The organism is Klenkia soli (assembly GCF_900103975.1).
Taxonomy (GTDB): domain Bacteria; phylum Actinomycetota; class Actinomycetes; order Mycobacteriales; family Geodermatophilaceae; genus Klenkia; species Klenkia soli.
The window spans coordinates 211,785-237,537 of record NZ_FNIR01000004.1; the positions used below are offsets into that span (position 1 = coordinate 211,785).

At 73.3% G+C, this 25,753-nt stretch carries 19 protein-coding genes; 15 read left to right on the forward strand and 4 right to left on the reverse strand.

Annotation, left to right across the window (positions count from 1 at the left end):
* Positions 1-20: 20 nt before the first annotated feature.
* From BLS67_RS07795 to BLS67_RS07805, 3 genes are read right to left on the reverse strand one after another with little or no spacing between them, the layout of a single operon-like run.
* Complete coding sequence (locus BLS67_RS07795; protein WP_091242567.1) at positions 21-1,367, reverse strand: maltokinase N-terminal cap-like domain-containing protein; 1,347 nt, start codon at positions 1,365-1,367, stop codon at positions 21-23.
* Entirely contained in the window at positions 1,364-3,196 is a 1,833-nt protein-coding gene (treS, locus tag BLS67_RS07800) for a maltose alpha-D-glucosyltransferase (protein ID WP_091242570.1), read from the reverse strand. Before treS ends, BLS67_RS07795 begins: the two co-directional genes overlap by 4 nt.
* A 52-nt stretch (positions 3,197-3,248) precedes the next feature.
* Complete coding sequence (locus BLS67_RS07805; RefSeq protein ID WP_091242573.1) at positions 3,249-5,252, reverse strand: alpha-1,4-glucan--maltose-1-phosphate maltosyltransferase; 2,004 nt, start codon at positions 5,250-5,252, stop codon at positions 3,249-3,251.
* A 123-nt stretch (positions 5,253-5,375) separates the two neighbouring features.
* Here BLS67_RS07805 and glgP point away from each other — a divergent pair, with 123 nt between their 5' ends.
* On the forward strand, positions 5,376-7,925 hold the full coding sequence (glgP, locus tag BLS67_RS07810) for an alpha-glucan family phosphorylase (RefSeq protein ID WP_091242576.1): 2,550 nt from the start codon (positions 5,376-5,378) through the stop codon (positions 7,923-7,925).
* Between the two features lie 185 nt (positions 7,926-8,110).
* Complete coding sequence (locus tag BLS67_RS07815; protein ID WP_091243129.1) at positions 8,111-9,091, forward strand: FHA domain-containing protein; 981 nt, start codon at positions 8,111-8,113, stop codon at positions 9,089-9,091.
* A 218-nt stretch (positions 9,092-9,309) separates the two neighbouring features.
* On the opposite strand, the gene glgX is transcribed toward BLS67_RS07815, so the two are convergent.
* Positions 9,310-11,454, reverse strand: a complete 2,145-nt coding sequence (gene glgX, locus BLS67_RS07820; RefSeq protein ID WP_091242580.1) for a glycogen debranching protein GlgX — start codon at positions 11,452-11,454, stop codon at positions 9,310-9,312.
* 68 nt (positions 11,455-11,522) lie between these two features.
* On the opposite strand from glgX, the gene BLS67_RS07825 reads away from it, so the two are divergent.
* The 13 genes from BLS67_RS07825 (at position 11,523) to mnmA (ending at position 25,707) form a co-directional block, all read left to right on the forward strand.
* The gene (locus BLS67_RS07825; RefSeq protein WP_242653903.1) at positions 11,523-12,320 is read left to right on the forward strand and encodes an ABC transporter ATP-binding protein; all 798 of its coding nucleotides are present in this window, start codon (positions 11,523-11,525) and stop codon (positions 12,318-12,320) included.
* 127 nt (positions 12,321-12,447) lie between these two features.
* Positions 12,448-13,233: an enoyl-CoA hydratase/isomerase family protein gene (locus tag BLS67_RS07830; protein WP_091242587.1), complete on the forward strand. Its 786-nt coding sequence runs from the start codon at positions 12,448-12,450 to the stop codon at positions 13,231-13,233.
* Between the two features lie 196 nt (positions 13,234-13,429).
* Positions 13,430-14,530 carry an ABC transporter substrate-binding protein gene (locus BLS67_RS07835; RefSeq protein ID WP_242653904.1) on the forward strand — a complete coding sequence of 367 codons (1,101 nt, stop codon included), beginning with the start codon at positions 13,430-13,432 and terminating at the stop codon, positions 14,528-14,530.
* A 110-nt stretch (positions 14,531-14,640) separates the two neighbouring features.
* Positions 14,641-15,420, forward strand: coding sequence for an ABC transporter permease (locus BLS67_RS07840; protein WP_242653905.1), 780 nt, complete (start codon positions 14,641-14,643; stop codon positions 15,418-15,420).
* Complete coding sequence (locus BLS67_RS07845; RefSeq protein ID WP_207500409.1) at positions 15,417-16,277, forward strand: ABC transporter permease subunit; 861 nt, start codon at positions 15,417-15,419, stop codon at positions 16,275-16,277. The genes BLS67_RS07840 and BLS67_RS07845 overlap by 4 nt, the downstream gene beginning before the upstream one ends.
* Positions 16,277-17,362: an ABC transporter ATP-binding protein gene (locus BLS67_RS07850; RefSeq protein ID WP_091242590.1), complete on the forward strand. Its 1,086-nt coding sequence runs from the start codon at positions 16,277-16,279 to the stop codon at positions 17,360-17,362. The genes BLS67_RS07845 and BLS67_RS07850 overlap by 1 nt, the downstream gene beginning before the upstream one ends.
* Positions 17,363-17,372: 10 nt before the next feature.
* Positions 17,373-18,491: an L-cysteine desulfhydrase Cds1 gene (gene cds1, locus BLS67_RS07855; RefSeq protein WP_091242593.1), complete on the forward strand. Its 1,119-nt coding sequence runs from the start codon at positions 17,373-17,375 to the stop codon at positions 18,489-18,491.
* 88 nt (positions 18,492-18,579) lie between these two features.
* On the forward strand, positions 18,580-19,359 hold the full coding sequence (locus BLS67_RS07860) for an electron transfer flavoprotein subunit beta/FixA family protein (protein ID WP_091242596.1): 780 nt from the start codon (positions 18,580-18,582) through the stop codon (positions 19,357-19,359).
* Between the two features lie 33 nt (positions 19,360-19,392).
* Entirely contained in the window at positions 19,393-20,355 is a 963-nt protein-coding gene (locus tag BLS67_RS07865; RefSeq protein WP_091242599.1) for an electron transfer flavoprotein subunit alpha/FixB family protein, read from the forward strand.
* A gap of 159 nt (positions 20,356-20,514) precedes the next feature.
* On the forward strand, positions 20,515-22,050 hold the full coding sequence (locus tag BLS67_RS07870; protein WP_091242602.1) for an ATP-dependent DNA ligase: 1,536 nt from the start codon (positions 20,515-20,517) through the stop codon (positions 22,048-22,050).
* Positions 22,047-23,429, forward strand: a complete 1,383-nt coding sequence (locus tag BLS67_RS07875; RefSeq protein WP_242653906.1) for an MFS transporter — start codon at positions 22,047-22,049, stop codon at positions 23,427-23,429. Before BLS67_RS07870 ends, BLS67_RS07875 begins: the two co-directional genes overlap by 4 nt.
* The gene (locus tag BLS67_RS07880) at positions 23,426-24,622 is read left to right on the forward strand and encodes a cysteine desulfurase family protein (protein ID WP_091242604.1); all 1,197 of its coding nucleotides are present in this window, start codon (positions 23,426-23,428) and stop codon (positions 24,620-24,622) included. The genes BLS67_RS07875 and BLS67_RS07880 overlap by 4 nt, the downstream gene beginning before the upstream one ends.
* On the forward strand, positions 24,619-25,707 hold the full coding sequence (gene mnmA, locus BLS67_RS07885; protein WP_091242607.1) for a tRNA 2-thiouridine(34) synthase MnmA: 1,089 nt from the start codon (positions 24,619-24,621) through the stop codon (positions 25,705-25,707). The genes BLS67_RS07880 and mnmA overlap by 4 nt, the downstream gene beginning before the upstream one ends.
* Positions 25,708-25,753: the final 46 nt, after the last annotated feature.

A 25,753-nucleotide genomic window follows, 5' to 3' on the forward strand; every position in this document is an offset into this window, starting at 1 on the left:
GGCACGGATGAATGGGTCGGTCAGCTGCTGGCGAGCCGGGCCAGGGAGGTCAACGGGATCATGAGCCAGTTCGGCCGGTTGCGCGCCTCGTAGACGCACTCGTAGACGGCCTTGTCCGCCTCGAGGGCGCGCAGCAGGGGCGAGGTCGCGGGGTCGGTACCGCTGGCTGCGGCGTAGCCGGCGCAGAACGCGGTGCGGTTGCGCTCGGCCCACTCCTGCGCGCGGTAGGCCAGCTGCGGGTCGCCGGGCTGCTCGACCAGCATGTGCCGGGCGGCGTAGTCGAAGGACCGCAGCATGCCGGCCACGTCGCGCAGCGGGGAGTCCAGCTCGCGCCGGGCGGCCAGCGAGCGGGCCGGCTCGCCCTCGAAGTCCAGCACGATCCAGCCGGTCGTGGTGCGCAGCACCTGACCCAGGTGGAGGTCGCCGTGCACGCGCTGGGCCGTGGTCGGCTCGGCGATGTCGCCGACGGCGCCGTAGAGGACGCGCAGCCCGTCGGCGTGCTCGGCCAGCTCGGGCACGATCGCCGTGGCGGCGTCGAGCCGGGCGATGAGCTGCGCCGCCAGCTGCGCGTACCACTCGGCACCGGCCTCGGCGGTCGGCAGCACCCGGGCGAGGTCGCGGTGCACGCTGGCGGTGGCCTCGCCCAGCCGCTCGGCCTCGCCGGCGAAGTCACCGCCGACCTCGTCGGCGTGCAGGTCGGCCTCGGCGTAGAGGTCCCGCACGCTCGAGGTGGCCAGCCGCCACCCGTCGCTGGCGTTGGGGACGAAGGACTGCAGGAAGGCCACGGTGGCCGACTCGCCGCCGTCCTCGTCGACCTCCACGTGGCCCAGCAGCGGGGCGATGTGCGGGTTCTCGGTCGCCCGCAGCGCGTCGTGCACCTCGACGTCGGGGTTGAGCCCGGGCTCGAGGCGGCGGAACACCTTCATGATCGCGGTCTCGCCGTAGATCAGCGAGGTGTTGGACTGCTCGCCGGAGATGACGTCGCCGGGCACCCCCTCGGGGATGTAGGCGACGCCCGCCGGGTGGAAGTGCAGCGGACCGACGGTCGAGGCCGCGACCAGGTGGGTCAGCCACGGCACGGTGGCCTCGCGGTCGCGCAGACCGTCGTAGGCGTGGTTGTCCCCGACCGCACCGACGTAGGCGTGGGCCAGCTCGTCGTCCGGGGCGCCCCGCCAGGAGAGCGGGACCAGGTAGGTCTCGGCACCGCCGTCGGTGTAGGTCACCCGGACCCGGTGCACGGACACCGCCGGCGTCCCCTCGTCGAGGAAGAAGCCGTCCTCGGTGATCCCGGACCACTCGCGGCCCTTGCCGGGGAACCAGCGCTGGTGCGGCATCCACTCGGCGAGGAGGTCGGTCAGCGCGCTCATCGGGTGCCCTCCTCGACGCCCAGCCCGCCGGTGCCACCGGGCGGGTCCTCGGTCGAGCCGACGACCCCGGCGTCCAGCAGAGACTGCGCGACGCTGGAGCTGGTCGCGGTCTCCCAGGCGTCGTCGTCCTCCTCGGTGACCGGTTCCGCGGGCTTGGACAGCTCGAACCAGTAGAAGCCGTGCCCGGCGAGGGTGAGCATGTAGGGCAGGACGCCGATCTGCGGGAACTCGACCCGCCCGGTCAGCTCGACGGGGGTGTAGCCCTCGAACCGGCGGAGGTCGAGCTCGACCGGCTGCGGGAACCGGGACAGGTTGTTGACGCACAGCACGACGTCGTCGCCGAACTCGCGGACGAAGGTGAGCACCGTGGGGTTGCGGGAGCCGATCTCGGCGAAGGTGCCGACGCCGAAGGTCGGGTGCTCCTTGCGCACCGAGATCAGCGTGCGGGTCCAGTGCAGCAGCGAGTTGGAGTTGCGCAGCTGGCCCTCGACGTTGGTGACCTGGTAGCCGTAGACGGGGTCGGCGATCAGCGGCAGGTGCATGCGCTGCGGGTCGGCGGTGGAGAACCCGCCGTTGCGGTCGGGGCTCCACTGCATCGGGGTGCGGACGCCGTCGCGGTCACCGAGCCAGATGTTGTCGCCCATGCCGATCTCGTCGCCGTAGTACATGACCGGCGACCCGGGCAGGGACAGCAGCAGCGCCGTGAACAGCTCGAGGGTGTCGATGTCGTTGTCCAGCAGCGGGGCCAGCCGCCGGCGGATGCCGATGTTGGCCTTCATGCGGGGGTCCTGGGCGTACTCGCCCCACATGTAGTCGCGCTCCTCGTCGGTGACCATCTCCAGGGTCAGCTCGTCGTGGTTGCGCAGGAAGATGCCCCACTGGCAGTTGTCCGGGATGGCCGGGGTCTGGGCCATGATCTCGGAGATCGGGAACCGCTGCTCGCGGCGGACGGCCATGAACAACCGGGGCATGACCGGGAAGTGGAAGGCCATCTGGCACTCGTCGCCGTCCTCGCCGAAGTACTCGACGACGTCGGCCGGCCACTGGTTGGCCTCGCAGAGCATCACGCGGTCCGGGTACTCCGCGTCGACCACCGAGCGGACCTTCTTGAGGAAGGCGTGGGTCTTCGGGAGGTTCTCGCAGTTGGTGCCCTCCTCCTCGAACAGGTAGGGCACAGCGTCGAGCCGGAAGCCGTCGATGCCCAGGTCGAGCCAGAAGCGCAGGGCGTCGATGATCGCCTCCTGCACCGTCGGGTTCTCGAAGTTCAGGTCGGGCTGGTGGCTGAAGAAGCGGTGCCAGAAGTACTGCTTGCGGACCGGGTCGAAGGTCCAGTTCGAGACCTCGGTGTCGACGAAGATGATCCGTGCGTCGGCGTACTCGGTGTCCTCGTCGCGCCAGACGTAGAAGTCCCCGTACGGGCCCTCGGGGTCGTTGCGGCTGGCCTGGAACCAGGGGTGCTGGTCCGAGGTGTGGTTCATGACGAAGTCGATGATCACGCGCATGCCGCGGCTGTGGGCCTGGGCCACCAGCTCGGTGAAGTCCTCGATGTCGCCGAACTCGGGCAGCACCGCGGTGTAGTCGGCGACGTCGTAGCCGCCGTCGCGCAGCGGGGACGCGAAGAACGGCGGCAGCCAGATGCAGTCGACACCGAGCCACTGCAGGTAGTCCAGCTTGCCGATCATGCCGCGGAGGTCGCCGATGCCGTCGCCGTTGCTGTCGGCGAAGCCGCGGACGAGCACCTCGTAGAAGACGGCGCGCTTGTACCACTCCGGGTCGGCGCCGGGGGCGGGGAGACCCGGTCGGGCAGCGTTGGGGACGGGGACGGTCATGGGGAGGTCGGTCCTCGACTCTCGGAGGGGAAGGGGCGCGGGGGAGAGCGGGTCAGCCGAGCGGGGCGTGCCGGGTGACGGTGAAGACGTGCGCGGGCTCGCGGTAGGGGTCCAGCTCCACGTAGTTGAACTGGCCCCACTCGTACTGCGCGCCGGTGATCTCGTCGGTCACGGTGAACCGGTCGGACCACTCCAGGCCCAGGGCGGCCATGTCCAGCGCCGTCGTCCCGATCTGGGTGTGCTGGCTGGACAGCGTGACGACCACCAGGACGGCGTCGTCCGAGCCCGGGTCGGTCTTGGAGAACACCAGCAGGTTCTCGTTGTCGACCGGGTGGAAGGTCAGCGTGCGCAGCTGCTGCAGCGCGGGGTGCTGCCGGCGGATCTGGTTCAGCCGGGTCAGGTAGGGGGTCAGCGAGCGGCCCTGGGCCAGCGCGCCCTCGTAGTCGCGGGGGCGGAGCTGGAACTTCTCGGTGTCCAGGTACTCCTCGCTGCCCGGCTTGAGCGCGACGTGCTCGTACAGCTCGTAGCCGGAGTAGACGCCCCAGGTGGGGCTCATCATCGACGCCAGCACCGCCCGGATCCTGAACATCGGCGGGCCGCCGAACTGCAGCGACGCGTGCAGGATGTCCGGGGTGTTGACGAAGAAGTTGGGCCGCATGTAGTGCGCGGTGGAGGCCAGCTCGCGGCCGTACTGCTCGATCTCCCACTTCTGCGTGCGCCAGGTGAAGTAGGTGTAGCTCTGGGTGAAGCCGACCCGGGCCAGCTGGTGCATCATCGCCGGCTTGGTGAACGCCTCGGCCAGGAACAGCACGTCGGGGTGGCTCTTCTTGACGTCCCAGATCAGCCAGTGCCAGAAGTTGATCGCCTTGGTGTGCGGGTTGTCGACCCGGAAGACCTTCACCCCGGCGTCGATCCACACCTGCAGGACCCGGCGGGCCTCGGCGTAGAAGCCGTCGGGGTCGTTGTCGAAGTTGATCGGGTAGATGTCCTGGTACTTCTTCGGCGGGTTCTCGGCGTAGGCGATGGTGCCGTCGGCCTTGGTGGTGAAGAACTCGGGGTGCTCGGTGACCCACGGGTGGTCGGGCGCGGCCTGCAGCGCGAAGTCCAGCGCCACCTCCATGCCCAGCTCCCGGGTGCGGGCCACGAAGGCCTCGAAGTCGGCCATCGTGCCCAGCTCGGGGTGCACCGCGTCGTGGCCGCCGTCGGCGCTGCCGATCGCCCAGGGCGAGCCGACGTCGCCCTCGACGGTGGTCAGGGTGTTGTTCTTGCCCTTGCGGTTGACCGTGCCGATCGGGTGGATCGGCGGCAGGTAGACGACGTCGAACTCCATCGCCGCGATCGCCGGCAGGCGCTCCGCCGCGTCGGCGAAGGTGCCGTGCGTCGGCTTCCCGTCGACGACGGGACCCTCGGACCGCGGGAAGAACTCGTACCAGGAGCCGTAGAGGGCGGTGACCCGGTCGACCCAGACCTCGTAGCGGGGCGAGCGGGTGACCAGCCGGCGCACCGGGTGGGCGTGCAGCAGCTCGGTCATCGCCGGGGCCAGGGCCGGGGCCAGTCGGGCCGAGAGCTCCAGGCCCTCGTCGCGCAGGGCCACGGCGGCCGCCGCGACCGCGCTGCGGTGCTCGCGCGGGACGGTCTTGCCGACCGCGTCCAGCAGCCGGGCGCCCTCCTCCAGGTCGTTGGCCAGGTCGGCCGGCCCCTGCCCGGCCTCGACCTTGACCTCGACGGCGTGGTGCCAGGTGCCGATGGGGTCGTCCCACGCCTCGACCTGGTAGGTCCACAGGCCCTCGCGGTCGGGGACGACGGTCGTCGTCCAGCGGTCGGGCTGGTCGGAGTAGGGGCGCATGCGCAGCAGCGGCGGGCGGGTGGCCCGCTTGCCCGGGGTGGCCGGGGGGCTCCAGACCACGTTGGCCGCCACGGCGTCGTGCCCCTCGCGGAACACCGTGGCGGTGATCGGGATGTGCTCCCCGACGACGGCGCGGGAGGAGAAGCTCCCGCACGCGACGACGGGCGCGATGTCGGTGATGCCCAGACGGAGGTCAGCGCGGCCAGTCACCCCCGTCACGCTATCGGCGTGGATGCCGAAGGGCACATCGGCCGGGTCGCCCGGTGCTGAACGGTTCCAGCTGCCGCTCGCGAACCCCTGGACGCGTCGGTGGGGGCCACTAGGGTCGGCGCCGTGCGAGCCCTCCGACGACTCACCGTCCGCGCAGCGCTGCCCGAGGCGCTGCTCCCTCTTGCCCCGCTGGTCATGAACCTGCGCTGGTCCTGGCACCCCGAGACGCGCGACCTCTTCGAGGCCGTCGACCCCGACCTCTGGACCTCCTGCGGCAACGACCCGGTCCGCGTGCTGGGCGAGGTCTCGGCCGAGCGCCTGGCCGCGCTGGCGAAGGACCGCAAGTTCCTCCGCCGGCTCTCCGACGTCACCGACGACCTGCAGGAGTACCTCGAGGCCCCGCACTGGTACCAGTCGCTGGGGGCCGAGGCGCCGGCCAGCATCGCCTACTTCTCGGCCGAGTTCGGCATCACCGAGGTGCTGCCGCAGTACTCCGGTGGTCTGGGCATCCTGGCCGGTGACCACCTGAAGGCCGCCTCCGACCTCGGTGTCCCGCTGATCGGCGTCGGGCTGCTCTACCGGGCCGGCTACTTCTCCCAGGGGCTGTCGGCCGACGGCTGGCAGCTCGAGCACTACCCGGCGCTGGACCCGCACGGGCTGCCGGTGAAGCTGCTGCGCGACGCCGACGGCGCCGCCGTGGTCATCACCGTGCCGCTGCCCGAGGGCCGCACGCTGCACGCCCACGTCTGGCGGGCCCAGGTCGGCCGGGTGTCGCTGCTGCTGCTCGACAGCGACATCGAGGAGAACACCCCGGCCGAGCGCGGCGTCACCGACCGCCTCTACGGCGGCGGCGAGGACCACCGGCTGCGCCAGGAGATGCTGCTGGGCATCGGCGGCGTGCGCGCCGTCCGGGCGTACTGCTCGCTCACCGGCACCCCGCAGCCCGAGGTGTTCCACGCCAACGAGGGCCACGCCGGGTTCCAGGGCATCGAGCGCATCCGCGAGCTGACCGAGTCCCACGGCCTGTCCTTCGCCGAGGCGCTGCAGGCGGTGCGCGGCGGCACGGTGTTCACCACCCACACCCCGGTGCCCGCAGGCATCGACCGGTTCCCCCGCGCCCTGGTGGAGCGGTACTTCGCCGGGTTCGGCGTCGGCGTGCACGACCTGCTGCCGCTGGGTGCCGAGGAGGACCCGACCAAGTTCAACATGGCGCACCTGGGCCTTCGGCTGGGGCAGCGCGCCAACGGCGTCAGCGAGCTGCACGGGCACGTCAGCCGGGACATGTTCGGCTACCTGTGGTCGGGCTTCGACGCCGACGACGTCCCGATCTCCTCGATCACCAACGGGGTGCACGCGGCCACCTGGACCGCTCGCGAGCTGGTCGAGCTGGGCACCCAGACCTCCAGCCAGGGCGACCCGGTCGACGTCGACGGCCCCGTCCGCTTCGACCAGGTCGACCGGATCGACAGCGGTGAGCTGTGGAGCACCCGCCGGCTGCTGCGCGGTCGGCTGGTCGAGGAGGTGCGTCGTCGGGTGCGCGAGAGCGCGCTGGCCCGCGGTGCGTCCGAGGCCGAGGTGGGCTGGACCGACTCGGTCTTCGACCCCGACGTGCTGACCATCGGGTTCGCCCGACGGGTCCCCTCCTACAAGCGGCTGACCCTGATGCTCAAGGACCCGGTGCGGCTCAAGGCCCTGCTGCTGGATCCCGAGCGGCCGATCCAGCTGGTCATCGCCGGCAAGAGCCACCCCGCCGACGACGGCGGCAAGCAGCTGATCCAGCAGATGGTGAAGTTCGCCGACGACCCCGAGATCCGGCACCGCATCGCCTTCCTGCCCGGCTACGACATCGGCATGGCCCGCTACCTGTACTGGGGCTGCGACGTCTGGCTGAACAACCCGCTGCGGCCGCTGGAGGCCTGCGGCACGTCGGGCATGAAGTCCGCGCTCAACGGCGGGCTCAACCTGTCCATCAAGGACGGCTGGTGGGACGAGTGGTTCGACGGCCAGAACGGCTGGGCGATCCCCACCGCCGACGGCGTCGAGGACCCCGACCGGCGTGACGACGTCGAGGCCACCGCGATCTACGAGCTGCTGGACCGGCAGGTGCTGCCCCGGTTCTACGAGACCGACCGGGACGGCGTACCCACCCGGTGGGTCGAGATGGTCAAGCACACCCTGACCGAGCTCGGCCCCAAGGTGCTGGCCAGCCGCATGGTCGCCGACTACGTCGAGCAGCTCTACGTCCCGGCCGCCGGGTCCGCGCGCACGCTGGCCGAGGGCGGCTACACCGTGGCCCGCGAGCAGGCGGCGTGGCGCGCGCACCTGGTGAGCAACTGGGGCAGCGTCCGGGTGGCGCACGTCGAGGCGACCGGGGTCGGCGACACCCCGCAGATCGGGTCCACCATCGACCTGCGGGCCGAGGTGGAGCTCCCCGGGCTGGTCCCGGGCGACGTCCAGGTGCAGGCGGCCTACGGCCGGGTCGACGACACCGACGGGCTGCACGAGGTGACCGCGGTGGGCATGGCGCACGAGGCCACCGAGGGTTCGCGGCACTGGTTCACCGCGACCATCCCGCTCGAGCGGACCGGCGCCTTCGGCTACACGGTGCGGGTGCTGCCGTCCTCGCCGGCGCTGGCCACCCCGGCCGAGCTGGGGGTCGTCACCAACGCCTGATGGTCATCCCGGGGCCGGATCGTCCACCGCCGCTCGACGGTCGGTGGACGAACCGGCCCCGCGGCGACCACCGGGTGAGACTGCCGTGACTGGCGGTGACGAAGGGACCATGTTCGTCGTCACGCTCCGGCGTGGCTGCCCCGAGCGGGGGCGATCACCCGGCGTCGATCATTAGTGTGGCCGCCATGCCCGACCGCTGTGAGGTTCTCCCCGGAGACAACGTCGTCGCCCGCCGTGCCGGCGGCCTGCTGTGGGTCGACGCCCCCGGCTCGCCCGCCCTCGTCGCGACGCTGCACGCCTGCCTCGGGGTCGCCGGCCCCGGCGCCGACCGGGTGCTGACCGCGGTCGCCGGGCAGGTCTCGGCGCTCGCCTCCGGCGGTGCGTCCTTCGCCCTGGTGCTCACCGACTCGGCCGACGGTTCCGGCGCCGGTGTGGCGCTGTGGGCCGGCAAGGGCCAGCCCGCCGTCGACGGCGTGCCCGTCTCCGGTCGCCCCACCGACGGCGGCTGCAGCCTGGCCAGCGGCTTCGACCTGGGCTCCAGCCTCTACGTCGGGCCGGGCTCCTCGCCGTCCCCGGTGCCCCCGGGCGTCGCCTTCGACCTCGTCGAGGGCACCGTCCCCGGCAGCGGCGCCACCCTGCAGCTGACGGCGGCGACGCCGGTCTCGGTCGCCGTTCCGGCACCCGCCGCGGCCCCGGCCGCCGAGCGCTTCACCGCGAGCTCCGACGCCGGCTTCAGCGCCCCGGCCGCAGCGCCGGTCTCCGAGCCCCAGCCGGTCGCCCAGGCCGGTGCGGCCACCGCCTTCTGGGCCCCCGACCCGCCGGCCGCCCCGGTGCTGCGCTTCGACGACGGCATGGTCGTCGACGTCGACAGCGACCTGGTGCTGGGCCGACGTCCCGACGGCCACGAGCTCGTGACCTCCGGCACCGCCAAGCCGGTGCCGATCGCCGACACCCAGAACGTGCTCTCGTCGGCCCACGCCGCCATCCAGCGCGCCGGCCGCGAGGTCTCGCTGGTCGACCTGGGTTCGCTCAACGGCACCCACGTCGCCGGCCCCGAGGCCACCGAGTGGACCCAGCTCGAGCCCGGCGTCGCCCACGCCCTGTCCGACGGCGACCGCCTGCTGCTCGGCTGGACCGTCATCACCTTCGAGCAGCCGGCGGAGTGATCTGTGCTCATCGCGACCCTTCGGGTCGCACCGCGGCCAACGGCCGTCCCCGACGGCGTTGAGCCGCTGAGCCCCTCGGTCGGGGACCCTCCGGGCCCCCTCCTCGGGGTCGCCGGGGGCACCTCCCGACGGATCTCACCCGTTCGTCCCCGGCTCCTCGGGGTTGGTCCCGGTCGCTCCTCGGGGACCCTCCGGGCCCCCTCGTCGCGACCCCTGCGTCACGGCCTGCGGACGACTCTCAGGGCCCAGACGCTTCTGCTGGGCATGGTGATCGGGCCGGGGGCCACGATCAGGGGGTGCGGCGGCGCACCCGTGGCGTACTCGGTGCTGACGGCGAACTCGTAGGCGTCGGCCCACGGGGCGCCCGGGAGGTGGACGGTGACGTCCTCGGGGCCGGCGTGCACCCAGATGAGCCAGGAGTCGTCGACCACCGGGCGGCCGCGCTCGTCGCGGTGCCGGATGCCGCGGCCGTCCAGGTACATGCCCATGGTCTGCAGGCCGGTGTCGTACCAGTCCTCGGTGGTCAGCTGACCGCCGCCGGGGGCGAACCAGGCGAGGTCCCGGGTGCCGCCGGAGCCGGGCACCTCGTGGCCGTCGAAGAACGCCTCCTGGCGCAGCACGGGGGAGGCCCGGCGCAGGGCGATCACCCGCGAGGCGAAGGTCCACAGGTCGGCGTCGATCGCGCCCCAGTCCAGCCACGAGACCTCGGTGTCCTGGCAGTAGGCGTTGTTGTTGCCGCCCTGCGTGCGGCCCAGCTCGTCGCCGGCGGTGAGCATCGGGACGCCGGTGGACAGCAGCAGGGTGGCCAGCACGTTGCGGGCCTGCTTCTGCCGCAGCTCGACCACGGACGGGTCGTCGGAGGGCCCCTCGACGCCGCAGTTCCAGCCGCGGTTGTGGCTCTCGCCGTCCCGGCCCTCCTCGCCGTTGGCTTCGTTGCGCTTGCGCTCGTAGGTGTAGAGGTCGCGCAGGGTGAACCCGTCGTGGGCGGTCACGAAGTTCACCGACGCGAAGGGACGGCGCCCGTCCGAGCGGTAGAGGTCGCTGGACCCGGTCAGCCGGTAGGCGAGGTCCCGGACGCCGACGTGCGCGCCGGACCACACGTCGCGGACGGTGTCGCGGTACTTGCCGTTCCACTCGGTCCACAGCGGCGGGAAGTTGCCGACCTGGTAGCCGCCCTCGCCGACGTCCCAGGGCTCGGCGATCAGCTTGACCTGCGAGACGACCGGGTCCTGGTGGACGACGTCGAAGAACGCCGACAGCCGGTCGACGTCGTGGAAGGAGCGGGCCAGCGCCGAGGCGAGGTCGAAGCGGAAGCCGTCGACGTGCATCTCGGTGACCCAGTAGCGCAGGGAGTCCATCAGCAGGGCCAGGACCTGGGGACGGCGGACGTCGAGGGTGTTGCCGCAGCCGGTGTAGTCGGTGTACCGGGCCGGTTCCCCGCCGGCGAGCCGGTAGTAGCCGCTGTTGTCGATGCCCTTGAACGACAGGGTCGGGCCGGTGTGGTCGCCCTCGGCGGTGTGGTTGTAGACGACGTCGAGGATCACCTCGATGCCCGCCGCGTGCATCGCCTTGACCATGGCCTTGAACTCGGTGACCTGCGCCCCGCCGGTGCCGGCGGAGGAGTAGGCGGCGTGCGGGGCGAAGTAGCCCAGGGTGTTGTAGCCCCAGTAGTTGCTCAGCCCGCGGCGCAGCAGGTGCGGCTCGGAGACGAAGTGGTGCACGGGGAGCAGCTCGACCGCCGTCACGCCCAGGGACACCAGGTGCTCGACGAAGGCCGGGTGGGCCAGGCCGGCGTAGGTGCCGCGCAGGGCCGGGGGGACGTCGGGGTGGCGCATGGTCGCGCCCTTGACGTGCACCTCGTAGATGACGGTGTCCGACCACGCCGTGCGCGGCGGGGCGTCGCCGGCCCACGGGAACGAGTCGTGGATGACCACCCCGCGGGGCACGAAGGGGGCGGAGTCGAGGTGGTCGGGGGAGCCGGCATCGGGGTGGCCCTCGGCGTAGCCGAAGAGAGCGGGGTCGAGGCTCAGCTCGCCGTCGACGGCGCGGGCGTAGGGGTCCAGCAGCAGCTTGGCCGGGTTGTACCGGTTGCCGGAGGAGGGGTCGTAACCGCCGTGCACGCGGTAGCCGTAGCGCTGACCGGGTCCGACGCCGGGCAGCCGGCCGTGCCAGACCTGGTGGGTGGTCTCCTGCAGGCGCTGCCGGTGCTCGGTGCCGTCGGGGTCGAACAGGCACAGGTCGACCGCCGACGCACCCGCCGACCACAGCGCGACGTTGGTGCCCGTGCCGTCCCAGTGCGCCCCGAGGGGTGCCGGGCTGCCCGGCCACACCTCGGACGACGGACCAGCTGCTCGATCTGCCATCCCCGCATCGTGCCCGACACCCGGGTCCGGGCCGTGGAGGTGGGCGTCGGGGTTGGTTGGATGGGGGTGTGCCTAGCCCCGCGGTGGTCCAGCTCTCCGGTGTCGACGTCGTCCGGGGGAGTGCGCACCTGCTGCGCGGGGTGGACTGGACCGTCCGCGAGGACGAGCGGTGGGTGCTGCTGGGCGCCAACGGTGCCGGCAAGACCACCCTCATGCAGCTGGCCTCGGCGCAGATGCACCCCACCCGCGGCACCGTGACCCTGCTGGGCGAGACCCTGGGTGCGGTCGACGTGTTCGAGCTGCGCCCCCGCATCGGGCTGACCAGCGCGTCGCTGGCCCAGCGGATCGCCCCCGCCGAGCGGGTCGGCGACGTCGTGGTGTCCGCCGGATACGCCGTGGTCGGTCGCTGGCGCGAGCGCTACGACATCCACGACCTCACCCGCGCAGCGATGCTGATGGACCAGTGGGGCGTCGGGCCCTACGCCAACCGGCAGTTCGGCACGCTGAGCGAGGGCGAGCGCAAGCGCACCCAGATCGCCCGCGCGCTGATGACCGACCCCGAGCTGCTGCTGCTCGACGAGCCCGGCGCCGGTCTCGACCTCGGCGGCCGCGAGGACCTCGTCACCCGGTTGACCGACCTGGCCCGCGACCCGAACGCGCCGGCCCAGGTGCTGGTCACCCACCACGTCGAGGAGATCCCACCGGGCTACACCCACGCGATGCTGCTGAGCGACGGCGCGGTGGTCGCGGCCGGCGCCGTGGACGACGTGATCACCGCCCCGCTGCTCAGCGAGACCTTCGGCCTGACGCTCGCCCTGGGTCGGGTCCGCGGCCGCTTCACCGCCCGCCGCGCCACCGACGCCTGAACCCGGCGCGCCCGAACTCGTCGGCAAAGGAACCTCTGCACCCCCTCCTGAGCCCGATCGGGGGTGCAGAGGTTCCTTTGCCTACGGTGGGCGGTGACGACGCCGTCCCCCATCAGAGGAGCACCGCATGGCCGAGCCGGAGTTCGTGACGCTGCAGGTCGAGGACGGCGTGGGCACCATCCGCCTGGACCGCCCGAAGATGAACGCGATCGACGAGCAGCTGCACTGGGAGGTCCGGGCCGCGGCGCAGGAGGCCGGCAGCCGGGCCGATGTCCGGGCGGTCGTGCTCTACGGCGGCGAGCGGGTGTTCGCCGCCGGCGCCGACATCAAGGCCATGTCGCAGCTGACCGGCTCCTCGATGGTGGCCTGGGGCCGCGAGCTGACCAGCTCCTTCCGCGAGGTCGCCCGCATCCCCAAGCCGGTGGTCGCCGCGATCACCGGCTACGCCCTCGGGGGCGGCTACGAGCTGGCGCTGTGCGCGGACTTCCGGGTGCTCGGCGAGTCGGCCAAGATCGGCCAGCCCGAGATCCTGCTCGGCGTCATCCCCGGCGCCGGGGGCACCCAGCGGCTGGCCAGGCTGGTCGGCCCGGCGAAGGCCAAGGACCTGGTCTTCACCGGCCGGCACGTCGGCGCCGAGGAGGCCCTCGAGCTGGGGCTGGCCGACGCCGTCGTCCCCGACGACCAGGTGTACGCGGCCTCGGTCGCCATGGCGCGCAAGTTCGCCGCGGGTCCGCCGCTGGCGCTGGCGGCGGCCAAGCGAGCCATCGACGAGGGCCTGGACGGCACCCTCGACCACGGCCTGGCGCTGGAGTCCGAGCTGTTCGCCGGCCTGTTCGACACCGAGGACCAGAAGAACGGCATGGCCTCGTTCATCGCCGACGGTCCCGGCAAGGCGACCTTCACCGGCCGCTGAGACCCGGTCGGGCCCGGGGGATCCGGGCCCGACCGGTCCGTCGTCGTCCCGACACCGGCCGGTCACGTCGAAAAGGGGACCGCGACACCTCGGAAGGGGTTACTTTCCGCAGGTCAGTCGTGCTCCGCGGGAGCACGGTGACGGACGACGGGAGCGCCACGTGCACAGGACCACCCTCCGAGCGTCCACGGCCCTGGTGGCCGTGGGACTGGCGCTGACCGCGTGCGGGTCCTCCGGCGGTGGGGGCGGATCGGACTCCGACGCCGCGAGCGCGACGTCGCTGGCGGACTTCGGCGACATGGATGCCCTGGTCGCCGCCGCGAAGGCCGAGGGCACGCTCAACGTCATCGCCCTGCCCCGGGACTGGGCCAACTACGGCACGATGCTCGACGACTTCAGCCAGAAGTACGGCATCGAGATCAACTCGGCCACGCCCGACGGGTCCAGCCAGGACGAGCTCAACGCGGTCATCAGCCAGCGCGGCCAGGACCGGGCCCCCGACGTGCTCGACCTGGGCACCGCGTTCGCTCAGCAGGCCGCGGCGCAGGACCTGCTCGCGCCCTACCAGGTGGCCGCCTGGGACGACATCCCCGACGACCAGAAGGACCCCGACGGGCTCTGGTACAACGACTACGGCGGGTACGTCAGCATCGGCTGCAACGCGACGGTGATCGAGGTCTGCCCCACGTCGATGGCGGACCTCCTCGACCCGCGGTACGCCGGACAGGTCGCGCTCAACGGCAACCCGACCCAGGCCGCGGCGGCCTTCGGCGGCGTGTGGGCGGCCTCGCTGGCCACCGGCGGCAGCCTGGACGACATCGGCCCGGGCATCGACTTCTTCGGCCAGGTCAAGGCGGCCGGCAACTTCAACCCGGTCGAGATCACCCCGGCGACCATCCAGTCCGGGGAGACCCCGCTGGCCATCGACTGGGACTACCTGAACTCCGGCCTCACCGGCACCCTCGCCGACCAGGGCGTGGAGTGGCAGGTCAACGTGCCCACCGACGGCCTGTTCGGCGGGTACTACAGCCAGGCCATCAGCGCCTTCGCCCCGCACCCGGCCGCCGCCCGGCTGTGGCAGGAGTACCTCTACTCGGTCGACGGCCAGAACACCTGGCTGGCCGGCGGCGCACGCCCGGTGCTGCTGCCCACGATGCAGGCCGACGGCACGGCCGACGCCGACGCCCTGGCTGCGCTGCCCGCCGTCGAGGGCACCGCGGAGTTCCCGACCCAGGCGCAGCAGACCGCTGCGCAGCAGGTCGTGGCCAGCCGCTGGAACACGGAGATCTCGGGCTGACGCAGACCCACGCCCCGCGGTCCCGGGGACGGCGGGCGACCCTGCTCGCCGTCCTCGGGACGCTGCCGTTCTTCGGCTACCTGGCCGTCTTCCTGCTGCTGCCGATCGGGGTGCTCGCGGTCGAGGCGTTCCGCGCCACCGACCCGGTGACCTACCAGGAGTCCTGGTCCACCGACTCGATCGTCGCCGTCACCGACGGGGCCTACCGGCGGGCCTACCTGGGCAGCCTGCAGCTGTCGCTGACCACCGCGGTGATCGGTGCCGTCCTCGGGCTCGCCCTGGCCGTCGCGGTGCTGGGTGCCCGGCGGGGCCGGCTGCTGCGCAGGCTGGTGCTCACCGCGTCCGGCGTGCTGGCCAACTTCGGCGGCATCCCGCTGGCGTTCGCGTTCATCGCCACCATCGGCGGGCAGGCCGGGGTGCTGACGGTCCTGCTGCGCGACTTCGGCGTCGGGCTGGGCGGGTTCTCGCTCTACTCGATGAGCGGCCTGACCGTGGTCTACCTGTACTTCCTCGTCCCCCTGATGGTGCTGACCATCGTCCCGGCGCTGGAGGGCCTGCGCCCGCAGTGGCGGGAGGCCTCGGACAACCTGGGCGCCACCGGCTGGCAGTACTGGCGGTACGTGGGCGGTCCGGTGCTGGCGCCACCGGTCATCGGCGCCACCATGCTGCTGTTCGCCTCGTCGTTCGCCGCCTACGCGACCGCCCGGGCACTGGTCGGCTCCAGCGTGCCGCTGGTGACCCTGCAGATCGCCGACGCGCTGAGCTCCAACGTGCTGGTCGGCTCGGAGAACCTCGGCAAGGCCCTGGCCCTGGGCATGGTCGCGCTGATCGGCGTGGTGATGGTCTTCTACACCTGGGTCCAGCGCCGCACCCAGCGGTGGCTGCAGTGACCGCGACGCTGCCGACCACGGTCGCCCCGGAGACCGGGCGCCGGCCACGCCGGCGCGGCGCCGGCGCGTGGCGGGTCGTGACGCTGGCCGTGCTGGGACTGTACTTCCTCGTGCCGATCGCGGCGTCGGTCTGGTACTCCTCCCGCAGCAACGGGGCGCTGACGGCCGAGTTCTACACCGGCATCCCCAGCGCGCCGGGGTTCGCCGAGGCGTTCGGCCGCTCGCTGGTCCTCGCCGTCCTCACCGTGGTGCTGTCGCTGCTGCTGATGCTGCCCACGATGGTGCTGGTCGACCTGCGGCTGCCCCGGCTGCGCCCGACGGTCGAGATCCTCACGCTGCTGCCGCTGGTGCTCCCGCCGATCGCCCTGGTCGTGGGGGTGCGCAGCGTGCTGGCCTGGGCGCCCGACTACTTCTACGGCACCCCGCTGGCCGAGGCGTTCTTCGCCCTCCAGGAACCCTCGCTGCCCTGGATCCTGGTGCTGGTCTACGTCGTCCTGGCGCTGCCGTTCGTCTACCGGGCGCTGGACGCCGGCATCCGCTCGGTGGACCTGCGCACCCTCACCGAGGCCGCCCGCAGCCTGGGCGCCTCGTGGCCGCGCGTGCTGGTGGGCGTCGTCCTGCCCGTGCTGCGCACCTCGGTGCTCAACGCCGCGTTCCTCACCCTGGCCCTGGTGCTGGGGGAGTACACCATCGCCTCGATCCTGGGCTTCCAGACGTTCCCGACCTGGATCGTGGAGGTCTCGGGGTCCCAGCCGCAGCTGTCGGTGTCGGTCTCGGTGCTCTCCCTGGTCGTCACCTGGGGTCTGCTCCTGCTCATCTCCGCGCTGGACCGCCGCCGTGCGGGGAAGGACTCCTGATGACCACCACCCCCGACCGCCCCGCCGGCGTCGAGGCGCTGCGCGACACCCCCGGGGTCGGGGTGCAGCTGGTCGGGCTCACCCGGCGGTACGGCGACGTGCTCGCGCTCGACGGGCTGGACCTGGACATCGCCGGGGGCGAGTTCCTGGCCCTGCTGGGGCCCTCGGGTTGCGGCAAGACCACCGCGCTGCGGGCGATCGCGGGCTTCGAGCGCCCGGACGACGGCCAGGTGCTCGTCGACGGCCGGGACGTCACCGGCACCCCGCCGGCCAAGCGGGACATGGGCATGGTCTTCCAGGCCTACAGCCTCTTCCCGAACCTGACCGTCGCCGAGAACGTCGGCTACGGCCTGCAGGTGCGGCGGCGACCGGCCAAGGAGCGGAAGGCCCGGGCGGCGGAGCTGCTGGAGCTGGTCGGGCTGGCCGCGAACGCCGGCCGCTACCCGCACCAGCTCTCCGGCGGTCAGCAGCAGCGGGTCGCGCTGGCCCGGGCGCTCGCCGTCGCCCCGAAGGTGCTGCTGCTGGACGAACCGCTCTCCGCGCTGGACGCCCAGGTGCGGGTGCAGCTGCGCGAGGAGATCCGGCGGATCCAGCTCGAGCTGGGCATCACCACCGTCTTCGTCACCCACGACCAGGCCGAGGCGCTCTCGGTGGCCGACCGGGTGGGCGTGCTGCGGGCCGGGCGGCTGGAGCAGGTGGCCAGCCCCGACGAGCTCTACGAGCGGCCCGCGACGGCGTTCGTGGCCGAGTTCGTCGGCACGATGAACCGGATCCCCGCGACGCGCACCGAGGGCGGGGTCGAGCTCATGGGCGTCCGGCGGCCGGCCGTGGGCGACGTGCCCGTCAGCGGCGACGTCGTGGCCCTGGTGCGGCCGGAGTCCCTGCTGGTCCGGGCGGACGCCGCCGGGGCGGGCCGGGTGGTGACCCGGACGTTCTCCGGCGCCTCCACCCGGTTGGCGGTGGCGCTGCCCGACGGCGCCGAGGTGGTCGTCGACGTGGCCAGCGCCGACAGCCAGCAGCTCACCCCGGGCACCGCGGTGACGGTGACCCCGGCCGAGCGGCCGGTGCTCGTCGGCGCGGTGTGAGGATGCACGGGTGAGCGCCCCCGACCGCCCCGCACACCTCGACCGCTGCGACGACGCCGGGCGGGCCTGGGTCGAGCGGTCGATCGCGCTGGTCGAGGCCGACGCCCGGCGCAGCGCGGACACCCACCTGCTGGTGTACCCGCTGCCGCCGGAGTGGGGCGTGCAGCTCTACCTCAAGGACGAGTCCACGCACCCCACGGGCAGCCTCAAGCACCGGCTGGCGCGCTCGCTGTTCCTGCACGCCCTGTGCTCGGGCTGGATCCGCGAGGGCGGCACCGTCGTCGAGGCCTCGAGCGGGTCGACGGCGGTGAGCGAGGCCTACTTCGCCCGCATGCTGGGCCTGCCGTTCGTCGCGGTCATGCCGTCCTCGACCAGCCGCGAGAAGATCGCGCTCATCGAGTTCCACGGCGGCCGCTGCCACCTGGTCACCGACCCCGGCACGGTCTACGACGAGGCCCGCCGCATCGCCGCCGAGACCGGCGGGCACTACCTGGACCAGTTCACCCACGCCGAGCGGGCCACCGACTGGCGCGGGAACAACAACATCGCCGAGTCGGTCTTCGAGCAGCTCGCCGCTGAGCAGAACCCGGTGCCGGAGTGGGTCGTCGTCGGCGCCGGCACGGGGGGCACCAGCGCGACCATCGGCCGGTATCTGCGGTACCGCCGGCTGCCCACCCGGCTGGCGGTCGTCGACCCCGAGGGGTCGGCGTTCTTCCCCGGCTGGCGGGACGGCGACCCGACGGCCACCGGACGCCCGTCGCGCATCGAGGGCATCGGCCGACCCCGCGTGGAGCCGTCGTTCGTGCCGACCATCGTCGACCGCATGTTCTGCGTGCCCGACGCCGCGTCGCTGGCGGCGGTGCGGCACCTCGAGCAGGTCATGGGACGGCGGGCCGGCGGCTCGACGGGGACCAACCTGTGGGGGGCCTTCCAGCTGGTGGCCGAGATGGTCGCGGCCGGTCGGACCGGCAGCGTGGTCACCCTGCTGTGCGACGGCGGCGAGCGGTACGCGCACACCTACTACTCCGACGACTGGATCGCCGCGCAGGGCATGGACCTGGCCCCGCACACGGCCACGCTGCGACGGTTCGCAGTCAGCGGTGACTGGAGTCACCCCCGGGCCGTCTGACGCCCAGACGTTACCCACGAGTAACCTGGATCATCAGTGCGTGTGCGGGCTCGCGCCCGCAACCCTCGAACTCACCCGCGGAGGTGCGATGAACATCGTCGTTCTTGTGAAGCAGGTCCCCGACTCCGGCAGCGAGCGTGCGCTGGACAGCTCGGACAACACCGTCGCCCGCGCCAGCGCCGACAACGTGATCAACGAGATGGACGAGTACGCCATCGAGGAGGCGCTGACGGTCAAGGAGTCCCAGGGCGGTGAGGTCACCGTGCTGACCGTCGGCCCGGCCGGTGCCACCGACGCGATCCGCAAGGCGCTGTCCATGGGCGCCGACAAGGCCGTGCACGTCACCGACGACGCGATCCACGGCTCGTGCGCGGTGCAGACCTCGGCGGTCATCGCCGCGGCGCTGTCCCAGCTCGAGTACGACCTGGTGATCTGCGGTGCCGAGTCCACCGACGGCCAGGTCTCGGTCATGCCGGCCCTGCTGTCCGAGCGGCTCGGCGTCCCGCACCTGTCCGGTGCCCGCAAGCTCACCGTCGACGGCTCCACGCTGAAGGTGGAGCGGCAGACCGACGGCGGCTTCTGGGCCCTGGAGGCCCAGACCCCGGCCATCGTGTCCACCTGGGACACCATCAACGAGCCCCGCTACCCCTCCTTCAAGGGGATCATGGCCGCCAAGAAGAAGCCGGTCGAGACCAAGTCGCTGGCCGACCTGGGCGTCGACGCCGGCTCGGTGGGCCTGGCCAGCGCGACCAGCCAGGTGCTGGACTTCGCCGGGCGCCCGCCCAAGGGCGAGGGCGTGAAGGTGACCGACGAGGGCGACGGCGCCGAGAAGCTCGTCGGCTACCTGGCCGCCCAGAAGATCGTCTGACCCGGACCAGAGTCGAAGGAGAGAGAAGCAGTCATGGCTGAAGTTCTGGTTCTGGTCGAGGTCGCCCCCGACGGGTCCGGCGTCCGCAAGACCACCCTCGAGGCGCTCACCGCCGCCCGTGCGCTCGGCGAGCCCTCGGCCGTCGTGCTCGGTGCGGCCGGCACCGCCGCGTCGGTGAAGGACGCCCTCGCCGAGTACGGCGCCGCCAAGGTCTACGTCGGCGAGTCCGACGACATCGACGCCTACCTGGTGGCCCCCAAGGCCGAGGTGCTCGCCCAGCTGGTCGCCGACAAGTCCCCGGCCGCCGTCGTCATCCCGTCGTCGTCCGAGGGCAAGGAGATCGCCGGTCGCCTCGCGATCAAGACCGGCTCGGGCTTCCTGACCGACGTCACCGAGATCGCCGCCGACGGCACCGCCACGCAGGTGGCCTTCGCCGGCGCGACGATCGTGCACTCGAAGGTCACCACCGGCACCCCGATCTACACGCTGCGCGGCAACTCGGTCACCCCCGAGCCTGCGGCCGGTGCAGCCGAGGAGGAGGCGGTCACCGTCTCGATCTCCGACGCCGCGAAGCTGACGAAGGTGACCGACCGGGTGGTCGAGCAGAAGTCCGACCGCCCCGAGCTCACCGAGGCCTCGATCATCGTCTCCGGTGGTCGTGGCGTGGCCTCGGCGGAGAACTTCTCCGTCATCGAGGGCCTGGCCGACTCCCTGGGTGCCGCCGTCGGTGCCTCCCGCGCCGCGGTCGACTCCGGCTTCTACCCGCATTCGTTCCAGGTGGGGCAGACCGGCAAGACGGTGTCGCCGCAGCTCTACATCGCCGTCGGCATCTCCGGGGCCATCCAGCACCGGGCCGGCATGCAGACCAGCAAGACGATCGTCGCGGTCAACAAGGACCCCGAGGCCCCGATCTTCGAGCTGGCCGACTTCGGCGTCGTCGGCGACCTGAACACCGTCGTCCCCGCCGCGACGGAGCAGATCACCGCCCGCAGGTAGCGTCCGCGCCCAGCGTGGATCAGGTCCCCTGATCGAAGTCCGTCCTCCTCCACCAGAGTTGGTGGGGGAGGACGGATTTTCACGTAGGAGGAGGACCGAGGGGCGGCCGGGTCCAGGCCGTCCGGCAGCGGGCACGGCGCCGCGGCGTCAGGATGGGTCGTGCTCCTCGCCGACGTCGTGACCACCTCCGCCGCCGTCGGCGCCACCCGGGCCCGCACGGCGAAGAGCGCCGCGGTCGCCGCGCTGCTCCGCGCCGCAGGCTCCGACGAGATCGGTCCGGTCACGGCCTGGCTGTCCGGCGCGCCCCGGCAGGGCAAGCTGGGGGCGGGCTGGCGCACCCTCTCCGGGGTGCAGGCCCCGCCCGCCGACGAGCCGACCCTCACCGTCACCGCGGTCGAGTCGGCCCTCGACGAGCTCGCCGGGGTGGCCGGTGCCGGCTCCACCGCCCGCCGGGCCGAGCTGCTCGGCGGGCTGCTGGGCGACGCCACCGCCGACGAGCAGTCGTTCCTGCTGCGGCTGCTGGCCGGCGAGCTGCGGCACGGTGCGCTGGAGGGCGTCGTCCTGGACGCCGTCGCCGCAGCCGCCGATGCGCAGGCCGCGGTCGTCCGGCGGGCCTTCTTCCTGTCCGGTGAGCTGCCCGCGGTGGCCGAGCTGGCGATGACTGCGGGGGTGCCGGCGCTCGAGGCCGTGCGGCTGGAGGTCGGCCGGCCGCTGCGCCCGATGCTGGCCTCGCCCGCCGACGACCTGGCCGCCGCGCTCGGGGACGGCGAGGTGGTGGTCGAGCAGAAGATGGACGGCGCCCGCATCCAGGTGCACAAGGACGGCGACGACGTCCGGGTGTGGACCCGCAGCCTGAAGGAGATCACCGCCCGGGTGCCCGAGCTGGTGGCCGTCGTCCGCGGGTTGGCCGCGCAGCGGCTGGTGCTCGACGGCGAGACCCTGGCCCTCACCGACGACGGCCGGCCGCGTCCGTTCCAGGAGACCGCCGCCCGCTTCGGCGCCGACGCCGGTGAGCTGCTGCTCCGGCCGTTCTTCTTCGACTGCCTGCACGTCGACGGCACCGACCTGGTGGACGAGCCGCTGGCGGACCGGCTGGTGGCCCTGGCCCGGGTGGCGCCGGCGCACCGGATGCCCGGCGTGGTGCGGCCGACGCCCGGCGAGGCGGCCGCCTTCCAGGCGGAGACCCTCGCCGCGGGGCACGAGGGGGTCGTCGTCAAGGTCCTCGGCAGCCCGTACGCCGCCGGACGTCGGGGGAGTGCCTGGCGCAAGGTGAAGCCGGTGCACACCCTGGACCTGGTGGTCATCGGGGCCGAGTGGGGCTACGGCCGGCGCACCGGGTCGCTGTCCAACATCCACCTCGGTGCCCGCGACCCCGACGGCGGGCCACCGGTGATGGTGGGCAAGACCTTCAAGGGCATGACCGACGAGCTGCTCGCCTGGCAGACCCGCACCTTCCCCGCCCTGGTCACGGCCGAGGAGGGCGGCGCGGTGCTGCTGCGACCCGAGCTGGTGGTCGAGATCGAGCTGGACGGCGTGCAGCGCAGCACCCGCTACCCGGGCGGGGTCGCCCTGCGCTTCGCCCGGGTGCTGCGCTACCGCCCGGACAAGGAGGCCGCCGACGCCGACACGGTCGAGGTCGTCCGGTCGCTGCTGCCGGGAAGACCCGTCGCCGGTTCCGGGTTGCCCCCCGAGTGACGGCACCCACGGTCCTCGACGGCCGGCACCGGCTGACGACGGTCGGCCTGGTCACGCTGGTCACCTTCGTCGCGTTCGAGGCGATGGCCGTCGCCACCGTCCTGCCCACCGCCGTCGCCGAGCTCGACGGGTTGGCCTGGTACGGCTGGCCGTTCACCGCGTTCCTGGTCGCCCAGGTCGTCGGCATGGTGATCGGCGGCGACCTCGGCGACCGCCGCGGGGCCCGGGTGGCCCTGCTCTGGGGCGTCGCAGTGTTCGCCGTCGGGCTGGTCGCGGCCGGGCTGGCCGTCGACATGGCGCTGTTCGTCGTCGGCCGGGCCGTGCAGGGGCTGGGGGGCGGCTTCATCTCCGTCGCCATCTACGTCGTGGCCGGCGCCGCGTTCGAGCCGCGACTGCGGCCGGCCCTGTTCGGCGCGCTCGCCGCGGCCTGGGTGGTGCCCGCGCTGGTCGGGCCGCTGCTCGCCGGTGTGCTGACGTCGGCGGTCAGCTGGCGGCTGGTGTTCCTGGGCATCCTGCCGCTGGTCGCGGCCGGGCTGGTGCTGGTGCTGCCGGCCCTGCGGCGGCTGTCGGTCCCCGACGGCCGCGCCGCCGTCGACGGACGACGCCGGTGGTGGGCGCTGCTGTCCGGTACCGGCGTCGCCGCGCTGCAGTACGCCGGGCAGCGCCTGGACCTCGTGGCCGTCCCGATCGCGGCCCTCGGCCTCGTCGCGCTGGTGCTCGGCCTGGGCCACCTCCTTCCCCGCGGGACCGCCCGCGCGGCCCGCGGGCTGCCCACCGTCGTCGCCTCGCGCGGGTTGCTCGCCGGGGCGTTCTTCGGCGTCGAGTCGCTCATCCCGCTCTCGCTGGCGCAGCTGCACGGCTTCTCGCCGACCGCGGCCGGGATCCCGCTCACCGCGGGCGCCGTCGGGTGGTCGGTGGCCAGCGGGCTCCAGGGGCGTCGTCCCGACCTCAGCCGGGTCCGGCTGCTCAGGGTCGGCTTCGGCTTCGTGGTCATCGGCGTCGCGGGGACGGCGTCGGTCGCCGTCGGCGGGCTCGGCGGGTGGCCGGTGTACGCCACCTGGGCCGTCGCGGGCCTCGGCATGGGCCTGGGCATGTCCAGCGTCAGCGTGCTGCTGCTCGAGCAGTCCCCCGAGCACCGCCGCGGCACCGACTCCGCGTCCCTGCAGATCGCCGACGTCACCGGGTCCGCGCTGTGCATCGGCGCGGTCGGGGTCCTGGTCAGCGCCTCCACCGCGGGGGTGCTCCCGCTGCCGGCGGTGCTGCTCGTCGGCGTCGCGGGGTGCACCGCCGTCGGCGCCGTGGGCTGGGCGATCTGCGGTCGCGCCCGGGTCCCGACGCCGTCCGTCGACGGCGCCGCGCCTACGCTGGCACGGTCATGACGTACCTCGACCACGCGGCGACCACGCCGATGATCCCCGAGGCCGTCGCGGCGATGACCGAGCAGCTGGCGCGGGTCGGCAACGCCTCGTCGCTGCACGCCAGCGGCCGCGAGGCGCGGCGCACGGCCGAGCAGTCCCGCGAGCGGCTGGCCGAGGCCCTCGGCGCCCGGCCCTCCGAGGTGCTCTTCACCGGCGGCGGCACCGAGAGCGACAACCTCGCGGTCAAGGGCCTGTTCTGGGCCCGCCGCGACGCCGACCCGCGGCGCACCCGCGTCGTGGTCAGCCCGGCCGAGCACCACGCCGTGCTGGACAGCGTCGAGTGGCTGGTCGAGCACGACGGCGCGCAGGTCACCTGGGTGGACGTCGCGCCCACCGGTGAGGTCACCGCCGACGCCCTGGCCGCCGCGCTGGGCGACGGCACCGACGTCGCGGTCGCCAGCGTGATGTGGGCCAACAACGAGGTCGGCGCGGTCAGCGACCTCGCCGGGCTCGCCCGGGTCGCCCACGCCGTCGGCGTGCCGCTGCACACCGACGCCGTGCAGGCGGTCGGCCAGGTCCCGGTGGACTTCGCGGCCAGCGGCGTGGACGCGCTCACCATGACCGGCCACAAGCTCGGTGGACCGATGGGCGCCGGGTTGCTGGTGCTGCGCCGGGACGCCGAGTGCACCCCGCTGCTGCACGGCGGCGGCCAGGAGCGCGACGTCCGCTCCGGCACCCTCGACGTCGCCGCCATCGTGGGCCTGGCCGTCGCCACGGTCGCGAGCACGACCAACCGCGTCGAGCGCGCCGCCCGGGTCGCCGCGCTGCGCGACCGGTTGGTCGCCGGGGTGGTCGAGCTGGTGCCCGACGTGCAGCTCAACGGACCACCGCTGGACGCCGTCGTCGCCGGCGGGCCGGGCCGGCTGCCGGGCAACGCGCACCTGTCCTTCCCCGGCGCCGAGGGCGACGCCCTGCTCATGCTGCTGGACGCCAACGGCATCGAGTGCTCGACCGGGTCGGCCTGCTCCGCCGGGGTGGCCCGCCCCAGCCACGTGCTGCTGGCGACCGGCGCCGACCCCGACCGGGCCCGCAGCTCGCTGCGGTTCAGCCTGGGCCACACCTCCACCGACGCCGACGTGGACGCCGTCCTGGCCGTGGTCGGTCCGGTCGTCGAGCGGGCCCGGCGGGCGGGTCTGGGACGACGGTCGGCATGAGGGTGATCGCCGCGATGAGCGGCGGCGTCGACTCCGCGGTCGCGGCGGCCCTGGCGGTCGAGGCCGGGCACGACGTCACCGGGGTGCACCTGGCGCTGTCCCAGCACCGGCAGCAGATGCGCAGCGGCTCCCGCGGGTGCTGCAGCGTCGAGGACGCCGACGACGCGCGCCGGGTGGCCGGGGAGCTGGGGATCCCGTTCTACGTGTGGGACATGGCCGAGCGGTTCGCCGAGGACGTCGTCGACGACTTCGTCGCCGAGTACGCCGCGGGTCGGACGCCGAACCCCTGCCTGCGGTGCAACGAGAAGATCAAGTTCGCCGCCGTCCTGGACCGCGCGGTGGCGCTGGGCTTCGACGCGGTCGTCACCGGTCACCACGCGCGGTTGGCCGACGGTCAGCTGCGCCGGTCGGTGGACGCCGCGAAGGACCAGAGCTACGTGCTCGGCGTCCTGACCGCGCAGCAGCTGGCCGGCACGGTGCTGCCCCTGGGGTCGATGACCAAGGAGCGGGTGCGGGAGATCGCGGCCGAGCGGGGCTACGCCGTGGCCACCAAGCCCGACAGCCACGACATCTGCTTCATCCCCGACGGCGACACCCGCGGCTTCCTGGACCGCCGGCTGGGCACCGCACCGGGTCCGGTCGTCGACGCCGCCACGGGGGCGACGGTGGGGGAGCACCAGGGCACCCACGGGTTCACCGTCGGGCAGCGCAAGGGCCTGGGCATCACGGTCGGCGACCAGCGGCCGCGCTACGTGCTGGGCATCGAGCCGGTGACCCGCACGGTCACCGTGGGCACCGCCGAGCAGACCGGGGTGGACGAGGTGCTCACGGGCGCGCCCACCTGGACCGGGCCGGTGCCCGCCCTCCCGTTCGACGCCGTGGTCCAGCTGCGGGCGCACGGGGCGGCCGTGCCGTGCACGGTGAGCGCGCGCGACGGCGGGCTCGCGGTCGCCCTGCACGAGGTGCAGCGCGGGGTGGCCCCCGGTCAGTCGGCGGTGCTCTACGAGCCGGACGCCGAGCGGGGCGACCGGGTGCTGGGCCAGGCCGCGGTGGTCCGCGCGGGGGAGCGTCACCCCGCCCGCTGAGCGTGGGCCGGCCGGTACCCCGTCGCGTTTCGGGGCGGTGAACGGT